This is a genomic window from Streptomyces sp. CY-1, assembly GCF_047218265.1.
Taxonomy (GTDB): domain Bacteria; phylum Actinomycetota; class Actinomycetes; order Streptomycetales; family Streptomycetaceae; genus Streptomyces; species Streptomyces niphimycinicus.
On the sequence record NZ_CP178393.1, the window covers coordinates 7,421,456 to 7,441,782 of the forward strand.

A 20,327-nucleotide genomic window follows, 5' to 3' on the forward strand; every position below is an offset into this window, starting at 1 on the left:
CGCATGCCCCCTCTGCGCGACGCCGATCTGGCCGACGCCTTCGACCATGCCGCCCGCAGCTACGACGCGCTGGTGGCCACCAACCCCGGGTACCACGCCCACTTGCGCCGCTCGGCCCGGCGGCTCGGTCTCCCCCGGGACGGCACCGGGCCGCGGGTGCTGGACCTGGGATGCGGTACGGGAGCGTCCACGGCCGCTCTGGCCACCGTGCTGCCCGGTGCGGACATCACGGCGGTCGACGCCTCGGCGGGGATGCTCCGCCGGGCGGCCGCCCGGCGGTGGGCGCGGCCGGTGCGGTTCGTGCACGCGCCGGTGGAACGGCTGGCCGAGGCGGGCGTGAACGGCCCGTTCGACGCGGTCTTCGCCGCATACCTGCTGCGCAACGCCACCGACCCGGACGCCGTGCTGGCCACGGCCCACCGGCTGCTCGCGCCGTACGGCCGTCTGGCGGTACACGAGTACGCGCTGAGCGGGAGGGCCGCGCACCGCGCGGTGTGGAGTGCGGTGTGCGGCGGGATCCTTCTGCCGGTCGCCACGCTGCTGGGGGATGGGGCGCTCTACCGGCATCTGTGGCGCAGCGTCCTCGGCTTCGACACGGCCGACGCTCTGGGCCGACGGGTGGCGCGGGCCGGCTTCGAGCGGGTGCGGGTACTGCCGCTGCCTGGCTGGCAGACCGGCATCACGCACACCGTGGTGGCCCGTCGGCCGACGGGCGGCCGGGAGCCGGGCAGCGGGACGGAGGAGGGTGAGGCCGAGCGGCCCGGAGCGAGAAGTCCCGGACCCAGAACCGAGAACCGCCGAGCCGGCGAGCGAGGAGGACCGCGATGACCACCGGCACCCGACGGCCCGCGCACCGCCCCGGCCTGGACCGGCCCGGTCTGGACCGCCCCGGCCTGGACCGGCTCGCCCGGCTGCTGCCGGCCCCGCCCGGGGCCGATCGCGCCGACCCCGCGGCCGGACCGCACGCCATGGTCGTAGGCGGTGGCATCGCCGGGCTGACGGCCGCCACGGCGCTGGCTGAGCGCGGAGTGCGGGTCACCCTGTACGAGCGCGAGGAGGTGCTCGGCGGCCGACTGGCCGGCTGGCGCACCCAGCTCGCCGACGGCAGCACGGTGACGATGAGCCGTGGCTTCCACGCCTTCTTCCGCCAGTACTACAACCTGCGCGCCCTGCTGCGCCGCACCGATCCGGCCCTGTCCCGGCTGACCGGCCTGCCCGACTACCCCCTGCGCCACGCGGGCGGCGGCCACGACAGCTTCCGGCACGTCCCACGTACGCCACCGCTGAGCGCGCTCGGCTTCGTCGCGCTGAGCCGCTCCTTCCGGATGCGCGACCTGGCCCGGATGGACGCCCGGGCCGCGCTGCCGCTGCTCGACGTGCGGGTGCCCGGAGTGTACGAGCGGCTCGACCACATCAGCGCCCACGACTTCCTGGAGGCGATCCGCTTCCCGGCGGCGGCGCGCCACCTGGCCTTCGAGGTCTTCTCGCGCAGCTTCTTCGCCGACCCCCGCCGGCTGTCGGCGGCCGAGATGGCGCTGATGTTCCACGTCTACTTCCTCGGCTCGGCCGAGGGCCTGCTGTTCGACGTACCGGACGAGCCGTTCCCGCAGGCCCTGTGGGACCCGCTCGCCGGGTATCTGACCGGTCTCGGGGCCGAGCTGCGGACCTCGGTCGCTGTCGAAGCGGTCGAGGTCCTGCCCGGCGGCGGTTTCACCGTGGCCGGGCAGGACGGCGCCGAGGAGCGGTGCGACGCCGTGGTGCTGGCCCTGGACCCGGGAGCGCTGCGCGGCGTGGTGGCCCGGTCCGAGGGGCTCGGGGACGAGACGTGGCGCGAGCGGGTGGCGCGGCTGCGCACCGCTCCGCCGTTCCTGGTCTCCCGCCTGTGGCTGGACCGGCCTGTCCGCGGCGACCGGCCCGGCTTCCTGGGCACCAGTGGATACGGCCTCCTGGACAACGTCAGCGTCCTGAACCGGTGGGAGGGCGAAGCCGCCCGCTGGGCCGCCCGCACGGGCGGGTCGGTCGTGGAACTGCACGCCTACGCGCTGCCGGGCGACACCGACCGGGAGGTCCGGCAGAAGGAACTGCTCGGGCAACTGCACCGGATCTACCCGGAGACGCACAGCGCCCGGGTGGTGGACGCCCGCCACGAATGGCGCGCCGACTGCCCGCTGTTCCCGGTCGGCGGGTACGGCGACCGGCCGGCCGTGCGTACACCCGTGCCGGGCCTGGTCGTGGCGGGCGACGCCGTGCGCACCGGTCTGCCGGTGGCGCTGATGGAGCGGGCGGCCACCAGCGGGTTCCTCGCCGCCAACGCGCTGTTGAGCCGCTGGGGTCTGCGCGGGCATCCGCTGTGGACCGTGCCCGAACGGGGCCGCGGGGCCGTCCTGCGGTGGGCGGCGCGGGCGGCAGTGACTTAACTGTCTTCCGGCGGCACAGCGGGGCCGGAAGCCGTGCCCGGCCCCGGCGCGGTGCCGGGACCTGGCACCGCGGGGCCGTCGGCCGTGGCCGCCCTGGAGTGTGCCGCACATCGCTCCTGGTCACGGGCCGCGGCGCGGACGATGTTGCGGGCCATGCCTCCGAAGACGACCGCGTGGAGGGGCGAGATGCTCCACCAGTACAGATGGCCGAGTAGTCCGCGCGGGTGGAACAGGGCCCGCTGCCGGTACCGGACGGGCCCGCCGGTGTCGCCGTCCACGCGCATCTCCAGCCAGGCCAGGCCGGGCAGCCGCATCTCGGCGCGCAGCCGCAGCAGCCGCCCGCGCTCGATCTCCTCCACCCGCCAGAAGTCCAGCGAGTCGCCCGCCCGCAGTCGGCGCGCGTCACGTCGGCCCCGGCGCAGGCCCACGCCGCCGACGAGACGGTCGATCCAGCCGCGCACCGCCCAGGCCAGCGGGAAGGAGTACCAGCCGTTCTCCCCGCCGATGCTCTCGATGACCTGCCACAGCGCGTCCGGCGCCACGTCCGCGTCAAGTTCCCGCACGTCGGTGTACAGGCTGCCACCCGCCCAGTCCGGGTCGGTGGGCAGCGGGTCGCTGGGCGCGCCCGGCACGGCGGCGGACGACCAGCGGGTGGTGACCTGAGCCTCTCGTACGCGTTGCAGCGCCAGGGCGACGGCGCGGTCGAAGCCGATGGGGTGCCCGGGCGGGCTGGGCACGTACCGCTCGATGTCCCGGTCCCGGCAGACCACCTCGTGGCGCAGGGACTCCGTCAGCGGGCGGGCGAGCGAGGCCGGCACCGGGGTCACCAGGCCGATCCAGTGGCTGGACAGCCTGGGGGTGAGCACGGGTACGGACAGGATGAGCCGCCGGGGCAGATGAGCGACCACCGCGTACCGGCGCATCATGTCCCGGTACGTGAGCACCTCCGGGCCGCCGATGTCGAAGGCGCGGTTGACTTCGGGGGGCAGCCCGGCGCAACCCACCAGGATGCGCAGCACGTCTCCCACGGCGATGGGCTGGATGCGGGTGCGTACCCAGCGCGGGGTGACCATCACCGGCAGACGCTCGGTGAGGTAGCGCAGCATCTCGAAACTGACGGAGCCGGAGCCGATGATGACGGCGGCGCGCAGGAAGGCGGTCGGCACGCCCGAGTCGAGCAGGATGCGGCCGACCTCCGCGCGGGAACGCAGGTGCGGGGAGAGACATGACTCCGGAACGCCCGCGGGGGTGAGTCCGCCGAGATAGACGAGGCGGCGGACGCCGGCCCGGCGGGCCTGCTCGCCGAAGATGCGGGCCGCGTCACGGTCGGTCCGCTCGAAGCCGCGACCGGTACCGAGCGCGTGCACGAGATAGTAGGCCACGTCCACGCCGTCCATCGCCCGTGCCACCGACTCGGCGTCCGTGACGTCGCCCTGGACGATCTCAACCCGGTCCGCCCACGGGTGGTCCCGCACCTTGCGCGGGGTGCGGACCAGGCAGCGCACCCGGTGTCCGGCGTCCAGCAGCTCGGGCACCAGCCGTCCGCCGATGTAGCCGCTCGCGCCGGTCACCAGACAGGTCAGGGTGTCGGATGCCGCCTGCTCGTTCCCACTCGCCCTGGTGGCCTGTTCGTCGCCCATGGTCCCGCCTCAGCCGCCTGCCGTCCGCCGCGTCGTCGTGTGTGACTTTCGGGGCCGGTGTGTGACTTCCATGTCTCTACCGTGCGGGCGGACGGGCCGGATGCACCCGGTGCGTGCGGCGGCCGGGTGACGGGGCGGATCGGCACGGAGCACCACCCTCCGGGATCGCCTGCTTCTCCAAAGAAGGGAGCTAGCATCTAAGTAAGATTCAATCTACGTAAGATCGAAACTGCGCTTGAATGCGCCGTGCTGGAGGTGGAGCAGGGGTGGAGTTCAAGGGCAGGGTCGCTGACCTCGACCTGCTGACGAGGCAACTGGGTCTTGTGGCCGGGGGCGCGGGGGCCACCCGGGGGCAGGCTGTGATCATGACGGGGCGGCGCCGGGTGGGGAAGTCCCGTCTGGTCCAGGAGTTCTGTGACCGGTCCGGGGTTCCGTACGTGGTCTTCCAGGCGACCCGGGGCCGCAACGCCGTGGCCGAGCGGGCGGACTTCGCCACGGCGCTCGCGCAGTCCCCTCTGCCCGGGGCGGAGCTGGTGGCCGGACTGCACGCCGTGGACTGGAACCAGGCGCTGCGTTCCCTGGCCGTCGCGGTCCCGGACGATGCCCCGAGTATCGCGGTGATCGACGAGGTGCCGTGGCTGGTGGAGCAGGACCGGGAGTTCGAAGGGGCGCTGCAGACGGTCTGGGACCGGCACCTGTCAGCCAAGCCGGTGCTGCTGATCCTGGTGGGCAGCGACATGTCGGTGATGGAGGCGCTGCAGTCGTACGGCCGTCCGTTCTTCGGCCGGGCCGCGAAGATGACCGTACGTCCGCTGCACCTGGCCGATGTGCAGGCGATGACTGGTCTGGGCGCGGCGGACGCGGTGGACGCGCTCTTGATCACCGGGGGCTTCCCCGAGATCGTCCAGTCGTGGCGGTCGGGGATGGGCCGTACGGACTTCCTGCGCGAGGCCGTGGCCAACCCCCTGTCGCCGCTACTGGTGGCAGGCGAACTCTCACTCCTGGGCGAGTTCCCCGAAGCCTCGCACTCGCGGGCGGTGCTGGAGGCGGTCGGCAGCGGCGAGCGGACCTTCTCCACCATCGCCGCCCAGGCCGGCGGCGCCGGCGCCCTGCCCTCCGGAACCCTGTCCCCGCTGCTGCACACCCTGCAGACCAAGCGGATCCTGGCCACCGATCTGCCGCTCTCCGCCAAGGCCGACACCAAGAACAAGCGCTACCGGATCGCCGACCCGTATCTCCGCTTCTGGCTGGCCTTCATGCAGCGGGGAATCCCACTGATCGAGCGCGGTCGCGGGGACCTCGCCCTGGAGCGCATCGAGCGGTCCTGGACCACATGGCGAGGACGTGCCGTCGAGCCGGTCATCCGCGAGTCGCTGCTGCGTCTGCTCCCCGATGACAGATGGCCCCACACGGAAGCGGTCGGCGGCTGGTGGAACCGGCAGAACAACCCGGAGATCGACCTGATCGGCGTCGACCGCGAACCGGTCGCGGGCGCAGTGCACTTCATCGGCTCGGTCAAGTGGCTGGAGTCTCATCCTTTCGGCCGCCGCGAGTACGACGCCCTGGCCCGGGACATGCTCGCGGTGCCCGGCGCCGAACCGGACACCCCGCTCGTGGCCGTCTCCCGCTGCGGCATCGAGGACGACCTGCCGCTCGCGGCGCACTGGGGCCCGGAGGACTTGGTCCGCGCTTGGCGGTAACAGGGGAAGAGGCGGGCAAACGCCCCAGAGGGCGGATGCCGGGGTCAGCAGGCGACACGAGAGCAGGGGAAGACCATTGGAAGGGTTCAGTGAGCCGACTCTGCGGGCGTTGGCCGGTCCGCGCTCCTTCGAACGGGGGCTCGGCTACCTGGACGCGGTGTCCGGGGTCGAGGTCGGTGACGGCTGGGTCACCGCGAGTGTCCACGGCACGGAGCGGTACGAGGTGGAGCTGACGCTGGACGGGCCAGGCGGGCTGTCCGGCGAGTGTGACTGCCCGTACGGCATGGAGGGCAACTTCTGCAAGCACCTGGTCGCCCTCGGCCTGACCGTGCTCGCCCAGCGGGAGAGCCTGCCGCGGCAGCGGAAGGCTGCCCGGGACCGTGCGCAGGACCTTTACGGGTGGCTGTCCGGCCTGTCCAAGGACGAGTTGCTCGCTCTGGTGCGGGAACAGCTAAGCGAGGACCGGCAGTTGCGGCGCCGCCTGGAACTTCGGGCCGCGAGTGCCCGCGGGGACCTCGCCGCGGTCCGGGCCCGTATCCGCGATCTGCTGGATATCTCACCGTTCGCGCAGTACGGGTACGTCGAGTACGCCGATGCCCGCGCCTACGCCGATCAGGCCGGGCAGGCGGTGTCCGCGATCGGCGCGCTCACCGGCTCGGGCCGGGCCGACGACGCGATCACCCTGGCGCGGGAGGCGATGAAGCTGCTCGCCGACGCGGTGGAGAGCGTCGACGACTCGGACGGATGGCTCGGGCAGGTCGGTGCGGACCTCGCCGAGGCCCACCTCGAAGCGTGCCGTGCGGCACGCCCCGACCCCGAGGAGCTCGCGCGCTGGCTGGTCGGCCATGCGCTCGGCGACGGGGACGACGGCCTCACGGACATCGATCCGCTCGACTATGGCGAAGTCCTCGGCGAAGAGGGGATGGCCGTCCTGCGGAAGCTGGCGGTCGAGGCGTGGCGAGGCAACCGCCGCGGCTGGGCGGAGAAGTACCTCATGGAGCGTCTGGCCAAGGCGGGAGGCGACGTCGACGCGGTGATCGCCGTGCATGCGGCCGACCTCTCACCGAACGGACACACCCACCTGGTCATCGCCCACGAGCTGGACACCGCCAGGCGCCCCGACGAGGCCCTGCGCTGGGCGGAACGAGGCATCCAGGACGCCCGGGACCTCGCCGCCGTCGACACCGCCCTCGTCGACTACCTCTGCGACCGCTACGCGCAGGCGGACCGGCGCCCCGATGCCGTCGCCCTGCGTCGCGACCACTTCGGCGCCCGCCGCACCCTGCTCGCGTACCAGCAACTGCGAGCCGCCGCCCGAGCCGCGGACTGCTGGTCGGCCGAGCGCGAGGGAGCGCTGGCCCTGTTGCGTGCCGACGCAGAGCAGCAACAGCACTCTCGGTACGGCGGCCCGGCCCTGATCGACGCCCTGCTCGACGACAAGGACATCGACGCGGCCTGGCAAGCCGCCACCGAGACCGGTGCCCACGACCAACAGTGGCTCACCCTCGCCGACCAGGCCCGCCCCACCCGCCCCGCCGACGCCCTCCGCGTCTACCGGCGCCTGACCGAACCCCTCACGAAGCAGACGGGCAACGCGGTCTACGAGCAGCTGACCAGCCTGCTGCTCAGCATCCGCGACTGCCACCGCCGCCTGGACACCCAGGACGAGTTCACCACCTACCTCACCGCCCTGCGCGCCGACCAGAAGCGCAAACGCAACCTGATGCGGCTCCTCGACCAGCACGGCCTGTGAACCCACAACCGGCCCCCGAAAGCCGCTCCTGTACGACCGGTGGTGACGTAGAACGGCCGGTTGGGAGTCGTCGTATGGCATGGGCCGCGACTGCTGTAGTGAGGCGCTTCTCGCAGGCTCGAGTGCCCGGCGAAGGGCCCGGTACATGGGGACGAACCGAGCCATTGATGGGCGGTGAGCTGGTGATCCAGACGACCTACCCGGTGCTGGTGCCCCGAGCGCGCACGTAACCGACCGGCGCCCGACCGCACCGCACGGCAGCCGCCCTGGCGGCCCCCTGCCCCGCCCCGGTGGCTCTGCCGCAGCAGAGCCACCGGGTAGTGACGGGACCAGGTCCCCGCGCCTTCCCCCGGGGGCTGATGTGTCCGCCGCCCCATCGCACGCAGACTGGGTTGCCTCGCCAAGTCGCCAACAGCTGGCCTTGTTTATATGAAAATCTGATTGCCATGCGGAATGGTCATGGAGCTCAGCCGATCGTTGGGATCGGCGTGGAGGCAGGCGGTCACAGAGGTAGGCACTTGTCCAGGGACGAGGACAGCAGCAAGGACGACGCTCCTGCTCTCCTCCACCGTCCGTCGCAGACAGCCTCCTTTGTGATGGTCCATGTCGGCCAAAAGCCCGAAACCCGGCGCAACCTGCGGCACGGGATCGAAACCCGGTCATGGGGGTTCCCTCTGTGGAAGCCCGAGTACCGGTCCGCCAGGCCACGCTTCGCCGTGCTGGCCACAGGAGTGGGCCCGCGGGTACAGCCCTACGTGTGGACTACCAAGAAGATCACTCTGTACCTCTTCGAGGTGCGTGAGAACTTCTATGAGGCAGAGGCTCCTCACTGGCCGGACGAGGAAGCTGAGAACGCGATCAAGTACCCGGTGCGCTTCGGTATCGAGCCGTTGGCTGTACTTCACGACGTCTCCCTTGATGAGGACGGGCCTCTTGGACTGACTGCCAGTGACGCCATACGTGTTTCAGGGACTCAGCGAGGCATAGGTCTGCTCGTCGACATGGATCCGCAGCCATTGCTCGATGCGGCCGGGATCCCGACGAACTGGTCCGAACAGCAGACGGTCGCCCTGAACCGCACGCCCGGCTTCACCCCAGAACAAGTGAAGTCGCCCAAGCCACCGAAGCGACGCCCCAGCGGAGCGGGCTTCGTCTCCGACCCCAAGAAGCGCAAGGCCATCGAACTGCACGCGGAGGACATAGCAGTCGCTCACTACGAGGGGGAGGGCTGGACGGTCAAACGCCTCGGCAAGCCGTACGACCTCCACTGCACTCGTGGTGGAGAAGAGCGCCGCGTTGAAGTGAAGGGGACAACGGGTGCGGCCACGAGCGTCGACCTGACGATCAACGAGGTCGAGCACGCCCGGAACCCGCAGAACACCGTGGACCTGTTCGTGGTCAGCGACATCAACGTGGACACGCGGACCGACACCTACGCAACGAGTGGCGGCAGGGTGTTGCACCTCCACGACTGGGCGCCGGCTGAGGAGGACCTGAGGCCCCGGAGCTTCGAGTACCGACTGCCGCTCATCTGAATGAATTGCCCGGATGCGCCGTCAGGGCGCTCCAGGAGCCCCGCCAGCCCCTCGGGTCTTCACGCCCACCGCCCTTATGGAGATCGTCCGTGCCTCTTCTCCGCATGTCCGCACGTGCACTGTTCGAGCGGTGCAATGACGGCGCCCTCTTCGAGCGGCTCGCCCAGAAGTACCGTTCCGTGCTCTTCCAGAACCCATCGGACAGCGAACGCCACTCGTGGGAGAACAGCCTCCCTGCCCTGGCAGAGGTTCTGCGTGACGCGGGGCTTGATGACGTCGATGTGCTGGTCGAGCAAAAATTGCCCCTTTCCAGCCTACGCGCAGACATCGTCCTCGCCGGCTCACATCCCACGACGGGGAGACCGTCCTACGTCATCGTCGAGCTCAAGCAGTGGACCGAAGCGCACCTCGTTCCCGGTACTGACAACCTCTGCTTGGTAGAGCGAATGGGCAACCTACCCGCCCTACATCCCGTGGCTCAGGTACGCCGCTACTGCGACTACCTGCAGGACTTCACCAATGTGCTGAGTGATCAGGAGGACGCCGTCGCGGGCGTGGCCTATCTGCACTACGCAGTTGATCAGGGTGTCAGTGAACTATTCAGACTGCCCGATGCGAAGGCTCAGCTTTTCACAGACACATCTCGCGGCGAACTCATTCGGTATCTTCGGACCCGCCTTTCCGCCTTGGACGGTTCACCAGAAGGTGATCATCTCCTGAACAGTCCCCATGCTCCCGGCCGTCAGCTGATGCGCGCCGCCGCTGCCGAGATAATCGACGGCGGCGAGTTCCTCCTGATGGATGAGCAAGAGGTAGCAGCCCGTTTGGTAAAGCGGGCGGCGAACCTGTCGCGACAGTCGAACCAAAAGGAAGTGATAGTGATATCCGGGGGTCCTGGCTCGGGTAAGAGCATCATTGCGCTGCACCTCATGGGACACCTCCTGAGGAACGGACGAAGCGTCGTCCACGCCACCGGATCCAAGTCCTTTACCACCACTCTTCGACACGTCGTCGGCTCCAAGAACGACCGCGTCCCAAAGCTCTTCCGGTACTTCTTCGACTTTACCGATGCTGAACGCAATGGCCTGGACGTCTTGATCTGTGACGAATCCCATCGCATGCGACAGCGGTCAGCAAGACAGGACAGGTATGCCGGGCATCGGAGCAGTCGAAGGCAAGTGGAGGAACTCATCGACGCAGCCAGAGTCCCTGTCTTCCTGCTCGATGAGCATCAGGTCGTGAGGCCAGGCGAGATGGGAAGTGTCAAGACCATCGATGAGGCTGCTCACGCGCGCGGGTGCATCGTCCGCCATGTCAATCTCAACAGCCAGTTCCGGTGTGGCGGGAGCCGTGCCTACGAGCACTGGGTCCTCCGTCTCCTTGGCCTTGAGCCCGGTGGCCCGATTCAATGGGAGCCCGAGGAAAACTTCGAGTTGCTCGTCGCCGAATCGCCCCAAGAGATGGAGAGCTACCTCCGCGGCCAGCAAGATTCCGGCTACACCTCTCGTATGACGGCGGGATTCTGCTGGCCGTGGAGCGATCCGGGGACTGACGGCAACCTGGTCGACGACGTGGTCATTGGCACGTGGCGCAGGCCCTGGAACCTCAGAAGTGAGCAACCTCTGGGTGGGGCGCCCGCATCCTCACTTTGGGCCACCGATCCGTCAGGCTTCGGGCAAATCGGCTGCATTTATACGGCTCAAGGATTCGAGTACGCCTGGAATGGCGTGATCTTCGGTCCCGACCTGGTGTGGCGCGGCAATGGATGGCGTGCTGTTCGTGGAGAGAGCAAGGACCGCACCGTGAAAAAGGCAACGCCCGAAGCTTTCGACCGCCTCATACGCAACACATACAAAGTGCTGCTTACGCGGGGACTGGCTGGTGCCGTACTTTACTCAACCGATCCCGAGACTCGGGCCATGCTGGCCAGCCTGGTCCCGACAGGGATAAAGCAGGGCCCGTGAGTGAATAGCCCTGCGCCCCTTACTACTTGGTTCGCCGGGCCTCCGGGCGCGGCCGGACGTGTCCGCCGTCCATGTGGATTACCTGGGTGGGGGCGCCGTGCCCTGCGTGGACACCAGCGGTGTGCCGGACGACCGGCATCGTGTTGGCACTCGCCGTGCGCGTGGGGTGCGCGGGGCGGGGCTCGAGGGGCGCGTCGTGAGATCTTGATGATAGTGACGTGCACGACGCACAGTGCCGTGAGGTTCTCGGGATCGGCGGTGAGCACAGTGGGGACCCGGAGGCTGCGAGTGCAGTCGCGTTGAGCATGGCGTCGATGGCGTGCCAGTCTCGGCTAGGAGAGCGGCGGCATGGCGGCGAATACTCCCCTGCTAGCGCTGCCGCTCTGGCTGCTGAAGTGCTGGGTGGTCATCTGCCGTCGACAAGGCCACGGCTGCCGGTGGTGACCATCGACAGCGGCAGCCGTGGACGACCTCTCACCTTTAGGTACGGCCTGGCTACACTGTGTAGCAATGGCGTGCTCGACCCCCTCGACCGGAGGCAGACATGGCTCGTGCCTGGGAGGCTGACCCGTACGCGTTATTGAGCGTCGGCTGGGGAGATCGGCCGAAGAGCTGGGGAACTCCGATGGCAATGACGAGTGCCCGGACATCTGGCAGCTCGACAACGGTGATGAGGCTGTGATCGGCAGGGATCTGACAGCCGTCTACGGCTCCCGTCTTCCTCATGGCGTGAACCTCGCTCCGGACGAGCGGCTGGTCGTCATCCCAGGGAACATGCTCAGTGCGGCGAAGAAGGACATCCTCCATGCTTGATCTCCTTGCTCCTGTCCTCACCCCCGAGCAGGGCGAACGGCTCACCCGGCCCGCTTACAAGCAGGACTTCCGGGAACGTGAAGAGGCGATCCGTGACGGGAGTTCCTGGAAGCTGGAGCGCCGTCAACACTTCGAGGAGCAGGGCAGCCCGAGCCGGGACGCTCTGCGTCGGGGCGACTGGGATGAGGCGCTGCGGCTTCTCGCGGGCCGACGCGACAACCTGGCCGCGGCCGCACAGGAGGACGCACGCAGGGGTTATGCATTTCACCGTGTGCGGGTGGTTGCGAAGCCGTTGGCACCGTATGTGCAGTGGGAACTCCACTCCCAGCGGCAGCGTGCGCAGTACGGGCAGAAGATCAAGGTCGTCCCCGTCGAACAGGTGGCCGCTTCGGAGAGCACCGGCCCGCTCCCTGAAGTGGTCGTTCTCGGCAGCCACACCCTCTTCCAGGTTCTGTACACCGAGACAGGCGTTGCGAACGGCGCGATCCGCTACACCGACCAGGAGCTTGTGACGCGCTGGGAGAACTACATCAAGGCGCTCTACGCGGTGGGCGAAGACGTGCTCTCCTACTTCGACCGCGAGGTGGCGCACCTTGATCCGCCGACGCTGAGCGCGGGAAAGGAGTAGACCGATCGCCGCGTCAGACGGAGGGGACGAGCGCTCCGGCAGCACTCATTCCGAGCTGTCGGGATCCTCACGTGACGTCGTCCGGGCGAGAAATGTCCAGGGAGGCATCCACTTCCACGCGCAGGGCAAGCCGGGCCAGGGAAGTTCCGCGAGCCCCGTCCCACGCCAGTTATCGGCTGACGTACGCGGATTCGTCAATCGCACCGATGAGCTTGGTGAGCTGAACGCCGTTCTCACCAGCGAGGACGGCGGTCCGCTCGTCGTCTCGGTATACGTGATCGCCGGCACCGCCGGTGTCCGGTGAGGTTGATCAGCCAAAGACCCCATTGCGATGTCCCCAGCAGCCTGAGCTTGAGGGCGCTGGCCACCCTCCCGGCGGGGTACCGCTGGATGACGGCGGGTGGGCGTTCTTGCAGGGCTCGACGCATCCCACTTGCTCGGGCCCGCCTCATGGGTCCCTGCCGACGCTTGCCCGTCCACGGCGAGGTCGGTCATGGCTCCAGGCGGCCCACACCGGTGTGAGGGCGCTACATACATCCGCAGAGGAGTACGGGCCTGGCTCCTCACCCGTCGCTCCTGACGCATACACGCCGTCGTGGCCAATTGGCGCCCTTTCCAGACGCTGGCCACCAACTCATCCTGAGGACAGGGAGATGACACGGACTGTGTCGAGGGGGCCGCCCCATGTCCGGACCGTTGTACGTTGCCGTCCTGCCGACCCGCCCGCATGCCGTGGAGGCATATCGTGGACTGCGGCCCGACACGCAGGCCAGGGTCGCCCCGTTGTGGACCTTGCCACCCCACCCGGGAATGCTGCCAGACCCGCTCGCCACGGAGCTTCGCGAGGACGCACGCCGGGTCGCCGCCGCGCATCGCCACCGGCCGGCATGGCTGGACGCGCCGCTTGCCGACGAGAGCGAGGCCATCGTCCTGGCCGAGACCCTGCCGCCCGAGTGGTGGGCCCTGCGAAACCTGCGCCCGGTGACCGGCCCGGTCCGGCCGGTCGCTCAGCAGTCCTTGGCCCTCGCCGCGGCCGAGCTGCATGGCGGTGGTCTGGGCATACGCGTGCAGGTTCCGGGTGAGTGGCACGACCGGGATGTCCCACGGCTGGGCGAACTGCTCGACCGCGCCTGTCCTATCGGCCCCGTCGACCTGTTCCTCGATCTGGGCGCCGTGCTGCCCACTCGCCGGGACGCCGCCAAAGAGGCGCTGCGCGCCCTCGACGTGCTGGTCCCGCTCGCCCCCTGGCGGACGGTGGCCGTCGCGGCAGGTGGCTTCCCCGAGCCGCCTGAGGACTTCCTGGAGACCGGCTGGCACGAGGCCCCACGACCGGACTGGGACACGTGGCACGAGATCCACCACAGCGGGCGCTCCTACCTCTCCCAGCTGCACTACGGCGACTACGGCATCCTCCCTGCCGGGTACGCGACCCGCCCTCCGGCGTCGGGCAAGGGCGGACCAAAATGGGGCATCCTCCGCTACACAACCGACCGCTCTTATTTCCTGGCCAAGGTGCTGCAGCGCGGGGATCACCGCGACGTCGTCAACCGCGACGCCGCGAGGCGCCTCACCCGCCTCGGGGACTTCCGCGGCCCGTCAGCCGGAACAGGGGAGGGCTGGCTGCGTGACTGCGCCCAGGGGTCTGTCACCACTGGCAACCACTCCACGTGGAACCGAATGGGGAACATCCAACACATGACGTTCGTCGTCAGCTGTTTGGCAGGGCATGTTCGATGAGCCCGGGTCCGTGGCGGCTTACGTGGCCGACAACGTCGTCTCACATTCCTCGCATCGCCGTATCGCCTGGCGCGCGGTGTTGCCCCGCGTCGCGGTTGCCGGGTAGCTGCTGCTCAGGCGGTCCCAGAGACCCGGCGGCGGGTCGGGGATCCATCCCCAGCGCGGGGCTTTGACGAACTCCTCGGATACGTGGGTGCACGCCCCTGGCAGATGTGCGTACCGTGTGTGTGAGATCAGGATCGTGTCCGCGGGGAAGCGGCGCCATTCCTGTCTCGGCTGGGATGCGGGGCGCGCCTTGGGGACGGAACCGTCAGGTGGGCAGGCGCACCCTAGCCCGATGATGTTCTCGCAACGTTCGCAGCGGACTTCCTTGGCAGTCACACATAATCCTCATGCCGTACGGGTGTCTATCCGGTAGATGATCTTTCCGTCGAATTCGGCGAAGCCGAGGGACTTGTAGAAGGCGCGCGCTCCCGGGATGTCCGGGTCGGTCATCCAATCCACACGGCTGCATCCGGGACATGCGGCGGCGAGGTCCTGGAGCTCCCGCATGAGCTGTGCGCCGACGCCTTGTTTGCGCAGGGTGTCGCGGACGTAGAGAGCTCCTTGAGGAAGAGCGAGTGGGAGGAGCCCGCGGCCGAAAGGAACGAATAGGTGGCGAGACCGGCGAGGCCGCCGGTCTCGTCCTCGACGAGCAGGGCGGAGGCCATGGGGGGTGAACCGAAGAGCGCTTCCTCGATCTGCGACTGGCGTTGCGCGAGCGGCTGGATCTGAGTCGAGCCATAGAAGCGTTCGATCTCCTCGATCAGGTCGGCCATGGTCAGGGTGTCCCGCTTGTCGGCGAGGTGGATCGTCACGCTCATCGGTATTTCCTGTCGTACGTCGTTGCTTCGCTCGCTTGCTTCTCACGGGGCTCCCGGCCGTGGCGGTACCGCACGGCTAATACTCCAGTCTGGTTTCGCGATCTCGCGGCGGACCCGGCTGGGAACGGGTACGGCCACCGCGTGATCATCGGGGGTTGTGTGGACTCCTGAAGATCGTGCGGTGGCCGCAGGCCATAGCGTAGACCCTGCCCGGTGGCGGGCGATGTTCGACCAGGCCATGGCCAGGATTGCGGGACGGTTCGGCCGAGTTGAGCCGCGAGCCACCGCCCGCGCCTATCTGCTCGGGCTGCTGTCGAATGTCGAGCGCAAGAACTGCTGGCAGCTGGCCGAACAGGCCGGTCACGCCCGGCCCGGGCCGATGCAGCGCCTGCTGCGCTACGCCCGCTGGGACGCCGATGCCGTCCGTGACGACCTGCGCGCCTACGCCGTCGACCACCTTGGCACCCACGGCGGTGTTCTGGTCGTGGATGAGACCGGCTTTGTGAAGAAGGGCCGGGCCTCAGCGGGGGTGCAGCGGCAGTACACCGGCACCGCAGGACGCATCGAGAACAGCCAGGTCGGCGTGTTCCTTGCGTTGGCCACCGTGCGGGGGCGGGCGCTGATCGACCGGCGGCTCTACCTGCCCGAGCGTTCCTGGTCCACCGATCCCGGGCGCCGCCACGCGGCCGGGATACCTGACGAGGTGCAGTTCGCGACCAAGCCCCGCCTGGCCGGAGAGATGATCGCCGCCGCGCTGGACGCCGGCATCACCGCCTCCTGGGTGACCGGCGACGAAGCCTACGGCCAAGATCCCCAGCTCCGCGCCGCTCTGGAGGCACGGGGCCTGGGCTACGTGCTGGCCGTCGCCTGCTCCACCCGGGTCCGGATCAACCACGGCCGCACCCCCGTCCGCGCCGACGTTCTCGTCCGCCGCCTGCCCGCCACGGCCTGGCAGCGACACAGCGCCGGGGCAGGGGCGAAGGGCCCGCGCTACTACGACTGGGCCTGGATCCACAACGGCAGCGACGCCCACCGCCACCTGCTGGTCCGCCGCAACCGGACCACCGGCGAACTCGCCTTCTACCTGTGCTGGTCACCCACCAAGGTGCCCCTGGCGGAGCTGGTCCGCGTCGCAGGTGTCCGCTGGAGCGTGGAGGAGTGTCTCCAGGCCGCCAAGGGCCAGGTCGGCCTCGACCATTACCAGGTCCGGAACTGGACCGCATGGCACCGGCACATCATGCTCGCCCTGGCCTTCCTGACCGCCGTCGCCGCCAGCGCGGCCCCGGACCGGCCCACCGACTCGACCCACCCCGCCCGCTGCAGCGATCCGATCACGTTGACCGTCCCGGAGATCCGCCACCTGCTCGCCGCCGTCTTCAACTCGCCGGTCGCGACCGTGAGCAGACTGCTGCACTGGTCCACCTGGCGCAGACGCCACCAGGCAACATCTCGTCGCAGTCACTATCGACGGCGGTCCGTCGACGAACCTGCTGGATAGATCACGAAACCGCACTGGAGTACTAAGGGGATAGAGCGGCTGGGGCTTCGCCGTGATGTCCCTCCAGTTTCACCAAGTCGTCCCGCATATCCGGCCGCCAGGAAGAGACTCGTCCGCTATCGCGAGTCCGCTCACCCGCCACGCTTGGGCGACCGTCGGGGCCGGGCCAATGCGATGACGTCCCCATGCCTCAGCTTGCTCATCCGGTGCGCGGCAAAGTCACTCCTCCAGGAGAGCAGGAAATTGTCTGAGCAACGGACTCATCGGGCAGGAGAAACGTGTAAACGCGTCGGCTCCGCGAGGACGGCGCGGGCTCCGTCGAAGTCTGCGAGGCGGGCGGCCAGGGTCGCTGTCGCCAGGCGTTCCGGAAGGGCGGCGGAGAACTTCAAGCCGCTCACTGCCCGGCGGTCGACATCTGGGAGAACGAGAAGTTCTCCCGCATCGGTGGCCTCGCGGGCAGTGGTCCACATCTTCGGGTCGAGGTCTTCTCGAAGGCGTAGGTAGCAGTCCGTTGGACGCTGGACGGGGTCGCTGATCGTGGGCAGGGTCGCGGTCAAGGTCGCGTTCGCACGATGCCCGGCCCAGGTCCACCAGCGCACGTCCCCTCCCAATCGGGTGATCAGAGTGCCTCCGGGGTGCACCAGGTCGGGTGCGTCGGCCTGGCGCCACTCGGCCAGGCACGCCTCGGCACGTCGGGTGAGGGATACGGGGGGTTCGGCGCCGAGCAGTACCTCGCGCATGGCTCGGGTCAGGGCGTACGACAGGCCCGCCACATCTCCGGTGGTCCATTTGGCGACCCCTCCGCTCTCGACGGGTTCGACGAAGGCTCGCTTGCGCGCCCAGTCGATGAACGTCACCTGCCAGCTGCGTCCGCCCAGGAGCAGCCGGCGCGGTCCGGGCCGTTCTTCGGTCAGCACGGATGGATCTGTCTGGCCGATTTCCGTACGCCCCGACAACACCGTGAACTGTGGGGGCGCAGTGAAGGAGGCGGTCAGTTCGATGAAGTGGCGGCGGCCAAAGCGGCGTTCCGCTTCCGGTCCGATGAACAGCAACCCGGTGTCTGTATCGAGGAATTCTTCGTACACCAAATGACGCAGGATGGGAGCAGCGGACTGGTCGAACGGAGCGAGTCCGTTCCACTGTTCGGCCCAGAGCTGGTCGCCGAGCTTGTGCTGTTGCAGGCACACGGCGAGAAGTTGCTGCGCCACGAGATGCCGGGGTTCGGGTGGCGGCGTGATGGGCTCTACCCAGCCGCGCCCCCAGAGCAGCAGCAGCCCCGCTGCTTGCAACAGAGTGTCTTTGCCGGTCGTCAGGAACAGGCAGTTCCGGCTGGAACCCGGGCGCCGCCCCGTGCGGCCGATGCGCTGCAGGAACGACGCGACAGTGCGCGGCGAGTCGATCTGGATGACACGGTCCAGGTCGCCGACATCGATGCCCAATTCAAGAGTGGACGTGGCAACGATGACGCAGTTGCGTCCCTCGGCGAAGGCCTCCTCCGACCTGGCCCGCTCCTCTGCCGATAAGGAGGCGTGAGACAGGAACACCTTGACATCGCGTGCGCGAAGGGCTGCTCCCAGGTGTTCCACCTGCCGCCGCGACTCGCAGAAAACCAAGCGCTTCTCGCCTTTGTGTAGAGCGGCGATGAGCTTCGCGGCGTTGTCGAGAGAACCCACGTAATCCAGTTCGATGTCGCCGGCGGGGTGTTTGCCGGGGGTACTGGCGGATGGGCCGAGCGGCCCGCTCGCGCTTGTGCCGACAGGAACGCCGGGCGCGACGACCTGGCCCGGCCGCTTGCTCGCATGGGTGCCCTGCAGCCACGTGAGCAGCTGCTGCGGATTGCCGACGGTCGCTGAAAGACCGATGCGCTGAATCGGGCGCCCGGCGACGCGTTCGAGGCGTTCCAGCACGGCAAGGAGATGCCAGCCGCGGTCGTCGCCTGCGAAGGCATGTATCTCGTCCACCACGACAGCCCGGACGCTGCCCAGCAGGCGGGCATGGTCCGTCTTCGCCCCGATGAGCATGGCTTCCAGCGATTCGGGCGTGGTGAGCAGGACGTCGGGAGGGTCGGCACGGATACGGCGCCGCTGTGACTCCTTGGTGTCGCCATGCCAGAGCGCGGCGCTGCGCCCGAGCCATTGGGCGTATGTGTGGACACGGGGGGCCAGGTTGTTGAGCAGCGCCTTGAGCGGGCACAGATAGAGCACCGAGGCGCCGGTCCACTGCTGCTCGGTCATGACGGAGAGAACCGGCAGGCAGGCAGCCTCCGTCTTCCCACCCGCGGTAGGGGCGAGCAGCACCACGTCCTCGCCGTCCATCACCGGCGAGATCGCGGCGCGTTGGAGGGGGCGCAGGTCGGGCCAGCCCAGGGTGTTCACGATGTGGTGCAGGACGACCGGGTCGAGCCGGTCCACCGGATCATCCGTGTCCGAGGCGTCGGACATCACACCTCCAAGTCGATGTCGTCGGCCGACACCGTGGCCACCACGTTGCGTTCCACCTCCGTGAGTTCACCTGCGCCCACCGTCAGCTTGTAGTGGCGGCGGGGATCGAAGTCCTCGAACTGGTCGATGCGGTCCAGGACATCCCCGACCAGCTTCTTGAGAAACAGCCGCGGTGCGACACCGGCCTTCCCGCCCAGCGCGCCACCGACGGCCCGCGCGAGGTCGGCGACGTATGCGTCGTCGGCACGGTTCTTAATGCGGTCGGGCGACTCGGCGCCCTGCGCGTACAGATCGCGAATGGTCATGCCCACGCGCACCAGCGAGTCCTGAGTGAAACCGGGCAGACGCAGCTGCACGGCTCGGGGATTGTCGAATCGGGGGTCGGTGGTGAAATCGGTGGCGAGGCGCTGGGCGAGCGGGGCAAGGCGCTGTACCCCCTGTGGGCCGTCGTAGAACGCCGGCGTGCCGGTGATGACCAGGTACAGACCCGGGAAACGGCCGGAGTGCACCTCGTCGATGAGCTGCCGCAGCGCGTTCAGGGCCTTGTCACGGGCGTCGGAACGGACCCGCTGAAGTGTCTCCACTTCGTCGAGGACGACGAACAGGCCGTGGTGCCCGGAGTCTCGCAGCACGGTCAGGAGACCTTGCAGGAACCCGAAGGCTCCGAAGTGGTCGAGGTCACCGCGTACCCCGGCAGCCCGACGCGCTCCCGCGGCCACGTGCGGCTGCCCCCCGAGCCAGGCCAGCACGGCCGCCGCGGTCGCCTCGTCGCCACGGGCGAGCGCGGACCGGTAGCCGCGCAGGGCCGCCGCGAAGGACGGGGCCTGCCGGGAGACCTCCGCCAGGCGTGCGGTCAGGAGCTGGCCGACCTCTTCCGTCAGCTCGTCCTCGTCCGCCCCCGCCGCCAGGGCGTCCTCCTCAAGGGCGTAGAACCAGGCGTCCACGACGGGCCTGAGTGCGCTGGGCGGAAAACTGGACGTGGCCAGCCGCTCGGTGAGCCGCCGGTAGACGGTTTCCAGCCGGTGCAAAGGTGTTTCGGTCTCGGAGATCTGAATCTCGGAGACGGCGAAGTTGCGCTGCCGCGCCCGCTCGCCGAGCCAGCGGGTGAAGAAGGTCTTGCCCGAGCCGTATTCGCCTCGAACGGCCTTGAACACCGATGCGCCGGCCGCCACCGCGTCCAGTTCGGCGTCCAGCGCCGACTCGAACCTCTCCAGACCTGTGGCCAGCAGGTCCAGTCCGCTTTCGGGTACAGCGCCGCGCCGCAGCGCGTCGATGGCGGTGCGGCGACGAACGGCGGACACGGAGGGGCGGGAATCGCTCACGCTTCCAGTCTCCCAT

General features: G+C 69.0%; 13 protein-coding genes and 2 pseudogenes. 10 read left to right on the forward strand and 5 right to left on the reverse strand.

The features are described 5' to 3' along the window. The first annotated feature begins 3 nt into the window (after positions 1-3). Both ACK1X7_RS32035 and ACK1X7_RS32040 read left to right on the forward strand, forming a co-directional pair. Positions 4-828 (forward strand): methyltransferase domain-containing protein, encoded by an 825-nt coding sequence (locus ACK1X7_RS32035; RefSeq protein WP_385116709.1) that lies wholly within the window; start codon positions 4-6, stop codon positions 826-828. After that, complete coding sequence (locus ACK1X7_RS32040; protein ID WP_398158311.1) at positions 825-2,417, forward strand: FAD-dependent oxidoreductase; 1,593 nt, start codon at positions 825-827, stop codon at positions 2,415-2,417. Before ACK1X7_RS32035 ends, ACK1X7_RS32040 begins: the two co-directional genes overlap by 4 nt. On the opposite strand, the gene ACK1X7_RS32045 is transcribed toward ACK1X7_RS32040, so the two are convergent. Continuing rightward, entirely contained in the window at positions 2,414-4,057 is a 1,644-nt protein-coding gene (locus ACK1X7_RS32045) for an SDR family oxidoreductase (RefSeq protein WP_385137853.1), read from the reverse strand. The two genes, ACK1X7_RS32040 and ACK1X7_RS32045, sit on opposite strands and share 4 nt — an antisense overlap. A gap of 266 nt (positions 4,058-4,323) precedes the next feature. On the opposite strand from ACK1X7_RS32045, the gene ACK1X7_RS32050 reads away from it, so the two are divergent. From ACK1X7_RS32050 to ACK1X7_RS32080, 7 genes and pseudogenes are all read left to right on the forward strand, one after another. After that, positions 4,324-5,757, forward strand: coding sequence for an ATP-binding protein (locus tag ACK1X7_RS32050; protein ID WP_390791996.1), 1,434 nt, complete (start codon positions 4,324-4,326; stop codon positions 5,755-5,757). Between the two features lie 76 nt (positions 5,758-5,833). Then, positions 5,834-7,510 (forward strand): SWIM zinc finger family protein, encoded by a 1,677-nt coding sequence (locus tag ACK1X7_RS32055; RefSeq protein WP_413115994.1) that lies wholly within the window; start codon positions 5,834-5,836, stop codon positions 7,508-7,510. Positions 7,511-8,028: 518 nt separating this feature from the next. After that, positions 8,029-9,045, forward strand: coding sequence for a DUF3883 domain-containing protein (locus ACK1X7_RS32060; protein ID WP_413115995.1), 1,017 nt, complete (start codon positions 8,029-8,031; stop codon positions 9,043-9,045). A 104-nt stretch (positions 9,046-9,149) separates the two neighbouring features. Then, positions 9,150-11,009, forward strand: coding sequence for a DNA/RNA helicase domain-containing protein (locus tag ACK1X7_RS32065; protein WP_413116923.1), 1,860 nt, complete (start codon positions 9,150-9,152; stop codon positions 11,007-11,009). 544 nt (positions 11,010-11,553) lie between these two features. Further along, a pseudogene (locus ACK1X7_RS32070) lies at positions 11,554-11,822 on the forward strand (hypothetical protein). Next, a complete protein-coding gene (locus tag ACK1X7_RS32075; protein ID WP_385137846.1) occupies positions 11,815-12,450 on the forward strand; it encodes a DUF6879 family protein in 636 nt (211 codons plus the stop codon). Before ACK1X7_RS32070 ends, ACK1X7_RS32075 begins: the two are co-directional and overlap by 8 nt. Before the next feature lie 684 nt (positions 12,451-13,134). Next, positions 13,135-14,187, forward strand: a complete 1,053-nt coding sequence (locus tag ACK1X7_RS32080) for a beta family protein (RefSeq protein ID WP_385137844.1) — start codon at positions 13,135-13,137, stop codon at positions 14,185-14,187. Between the two features lie 390 nt (positions 14,188-14,577). Here ACK1X7_RS32080 and ACK1X7_RS32085 read toward each other — a convergent pair whose 3' ends face one another. Together ACK1X7_RS32085 and ACK1X7_RS32090 are read right to left on the reverse strand one after the other, a co-directional pair. Further along, positions 14,578-14,739 (reverse strand): hypothetical protein, encoded by a 162-nt coding sequence (locus ACK1X7_RS32085; RefSeq protein ID WP_385137842.1) that lies wholly within the window; start codon positions 14,737-14,739, stop codon positions 14,578-14,580. After that, on the reverse strand, positions 14,679-15,050 hold the full coding sequence (locus ACK1X7_RS32090) for a hypothetical protein (RefSeq protein ID WP_385137841.1): 372 nt from the start codon (positions 15,048-15,050) through the stop codon (positions 14,679-14,681). Before ACK1X7_RS32090 ends, ACK1X7_RS32085 begins: the two co-directional genes overlap by 61 nt. A gap of 223 nt (positions 15,051-15,273) precedes the next feature. Here ACK1X7_RS32090 and ACK1X7_RS32095 point away from each other — a divergent pair. Next, a pseudogene (locus tag ACK1X7_RS32095) lies at positions 15,274-16,329 on the forward strand (IS701 family transposase); the annotation flags it as partial. A 479-nt stretch (positions 16,330-16,808) separates the two neighbouring features. Here the strand turns inward: ACK1X7_RS32095 and ACK1X7_RS32100 are convergent. Beyond that, positions 16,809-18,989 (reverse strand): DEAD/DEAH box helicase, encoded by a 2,181-nt coding sequence (locus tag ACK1X7_RS32100; protein WP_385137838.1) that lies wholly within the window; start codon positions 18,987-18,989, stop codon positions 16,809-16,811. After that, positions 18,989-20,311 (reverse strand): BREX system ATP-binding protein BrxD, encoded by a 1,323-nt coding sequence (brxD, locus tag ACK1X7_RS32105; protein ID WP_385137836.1) that lies wholly within the window; start codon positions 20,309-20,311, stop codon positions 18,989-18,991. Before brxD ends, ACK1X7_RS32100 begins: the two co-directional genes overlap by 1 nt. Positions 20,312-20,327: the final 16 nt, after the last annotated feature.

Coding starts and splice junctions, on each gene's coding strand:
- ACK1X7_RS32075 (WP_385137846.1), top strand. CDS start 11,815: ATGCTTGATCTCCTTGCTCCTGTCCTCACCCCCGAGCAGGGCGAACGG.
- ACK1X7_RS32090 (WP_385137841.1), bottom strand. CDS start 15,050: ATGAGCGTGACGATCCACCTCGCCGACAAGCGGGACACCCTGACCATG.
- ACK1X7_RS32080 (WP_385137844.1), top strand. CDS start 13,135: ATGTCCGGACCGTTGTACGTTGCCGTCCTGCCGACCCGCCCGCATGCC.
- ACK1X7_RS32100 (WP_385137838.1), bottom strand. CDS start 18,989: ATGTCCGACGCCTCGGACACGGATGATCCGGTGGACCGGCTCGACCCG.
- ACK1X7_RS32040 (WP_398158311.1), top strand. CDS start 825: ATGACCACCGGCACCCGACGGCCCGCGCACCGCCCCGGCCTGGACCGG.
- ACK1X7_RS32035 (WP_385116709.1), top strand. CDS start 4: ATGCCCCCTCTGCGCGACGCCGATCTGGCCGACGCCTTCGACCATGCC.
- ACK1X7_RS32085 (WP_385137842.1), bottom strand. CDS start 14,739: ATGCGGGAGCTCCAGGACCTCGCCGCCGCATGTCCCGGATGCAGCCGT.
- ACK1X7_RS32065 (WP_413116923.1), top strand. CDS start 9,150: ATGTCCGCACGTGCACTGTTCGAGCGGTGCAATGACGGCGCCCTCTTC.
- ACK1X7_RS32045 (WP_385137853.1), bottom strand. CDS start 4,057: ATGGGCGACGAACAGGCCACCAGGGCGAGTGGGAACGAGCAGGCGGCA.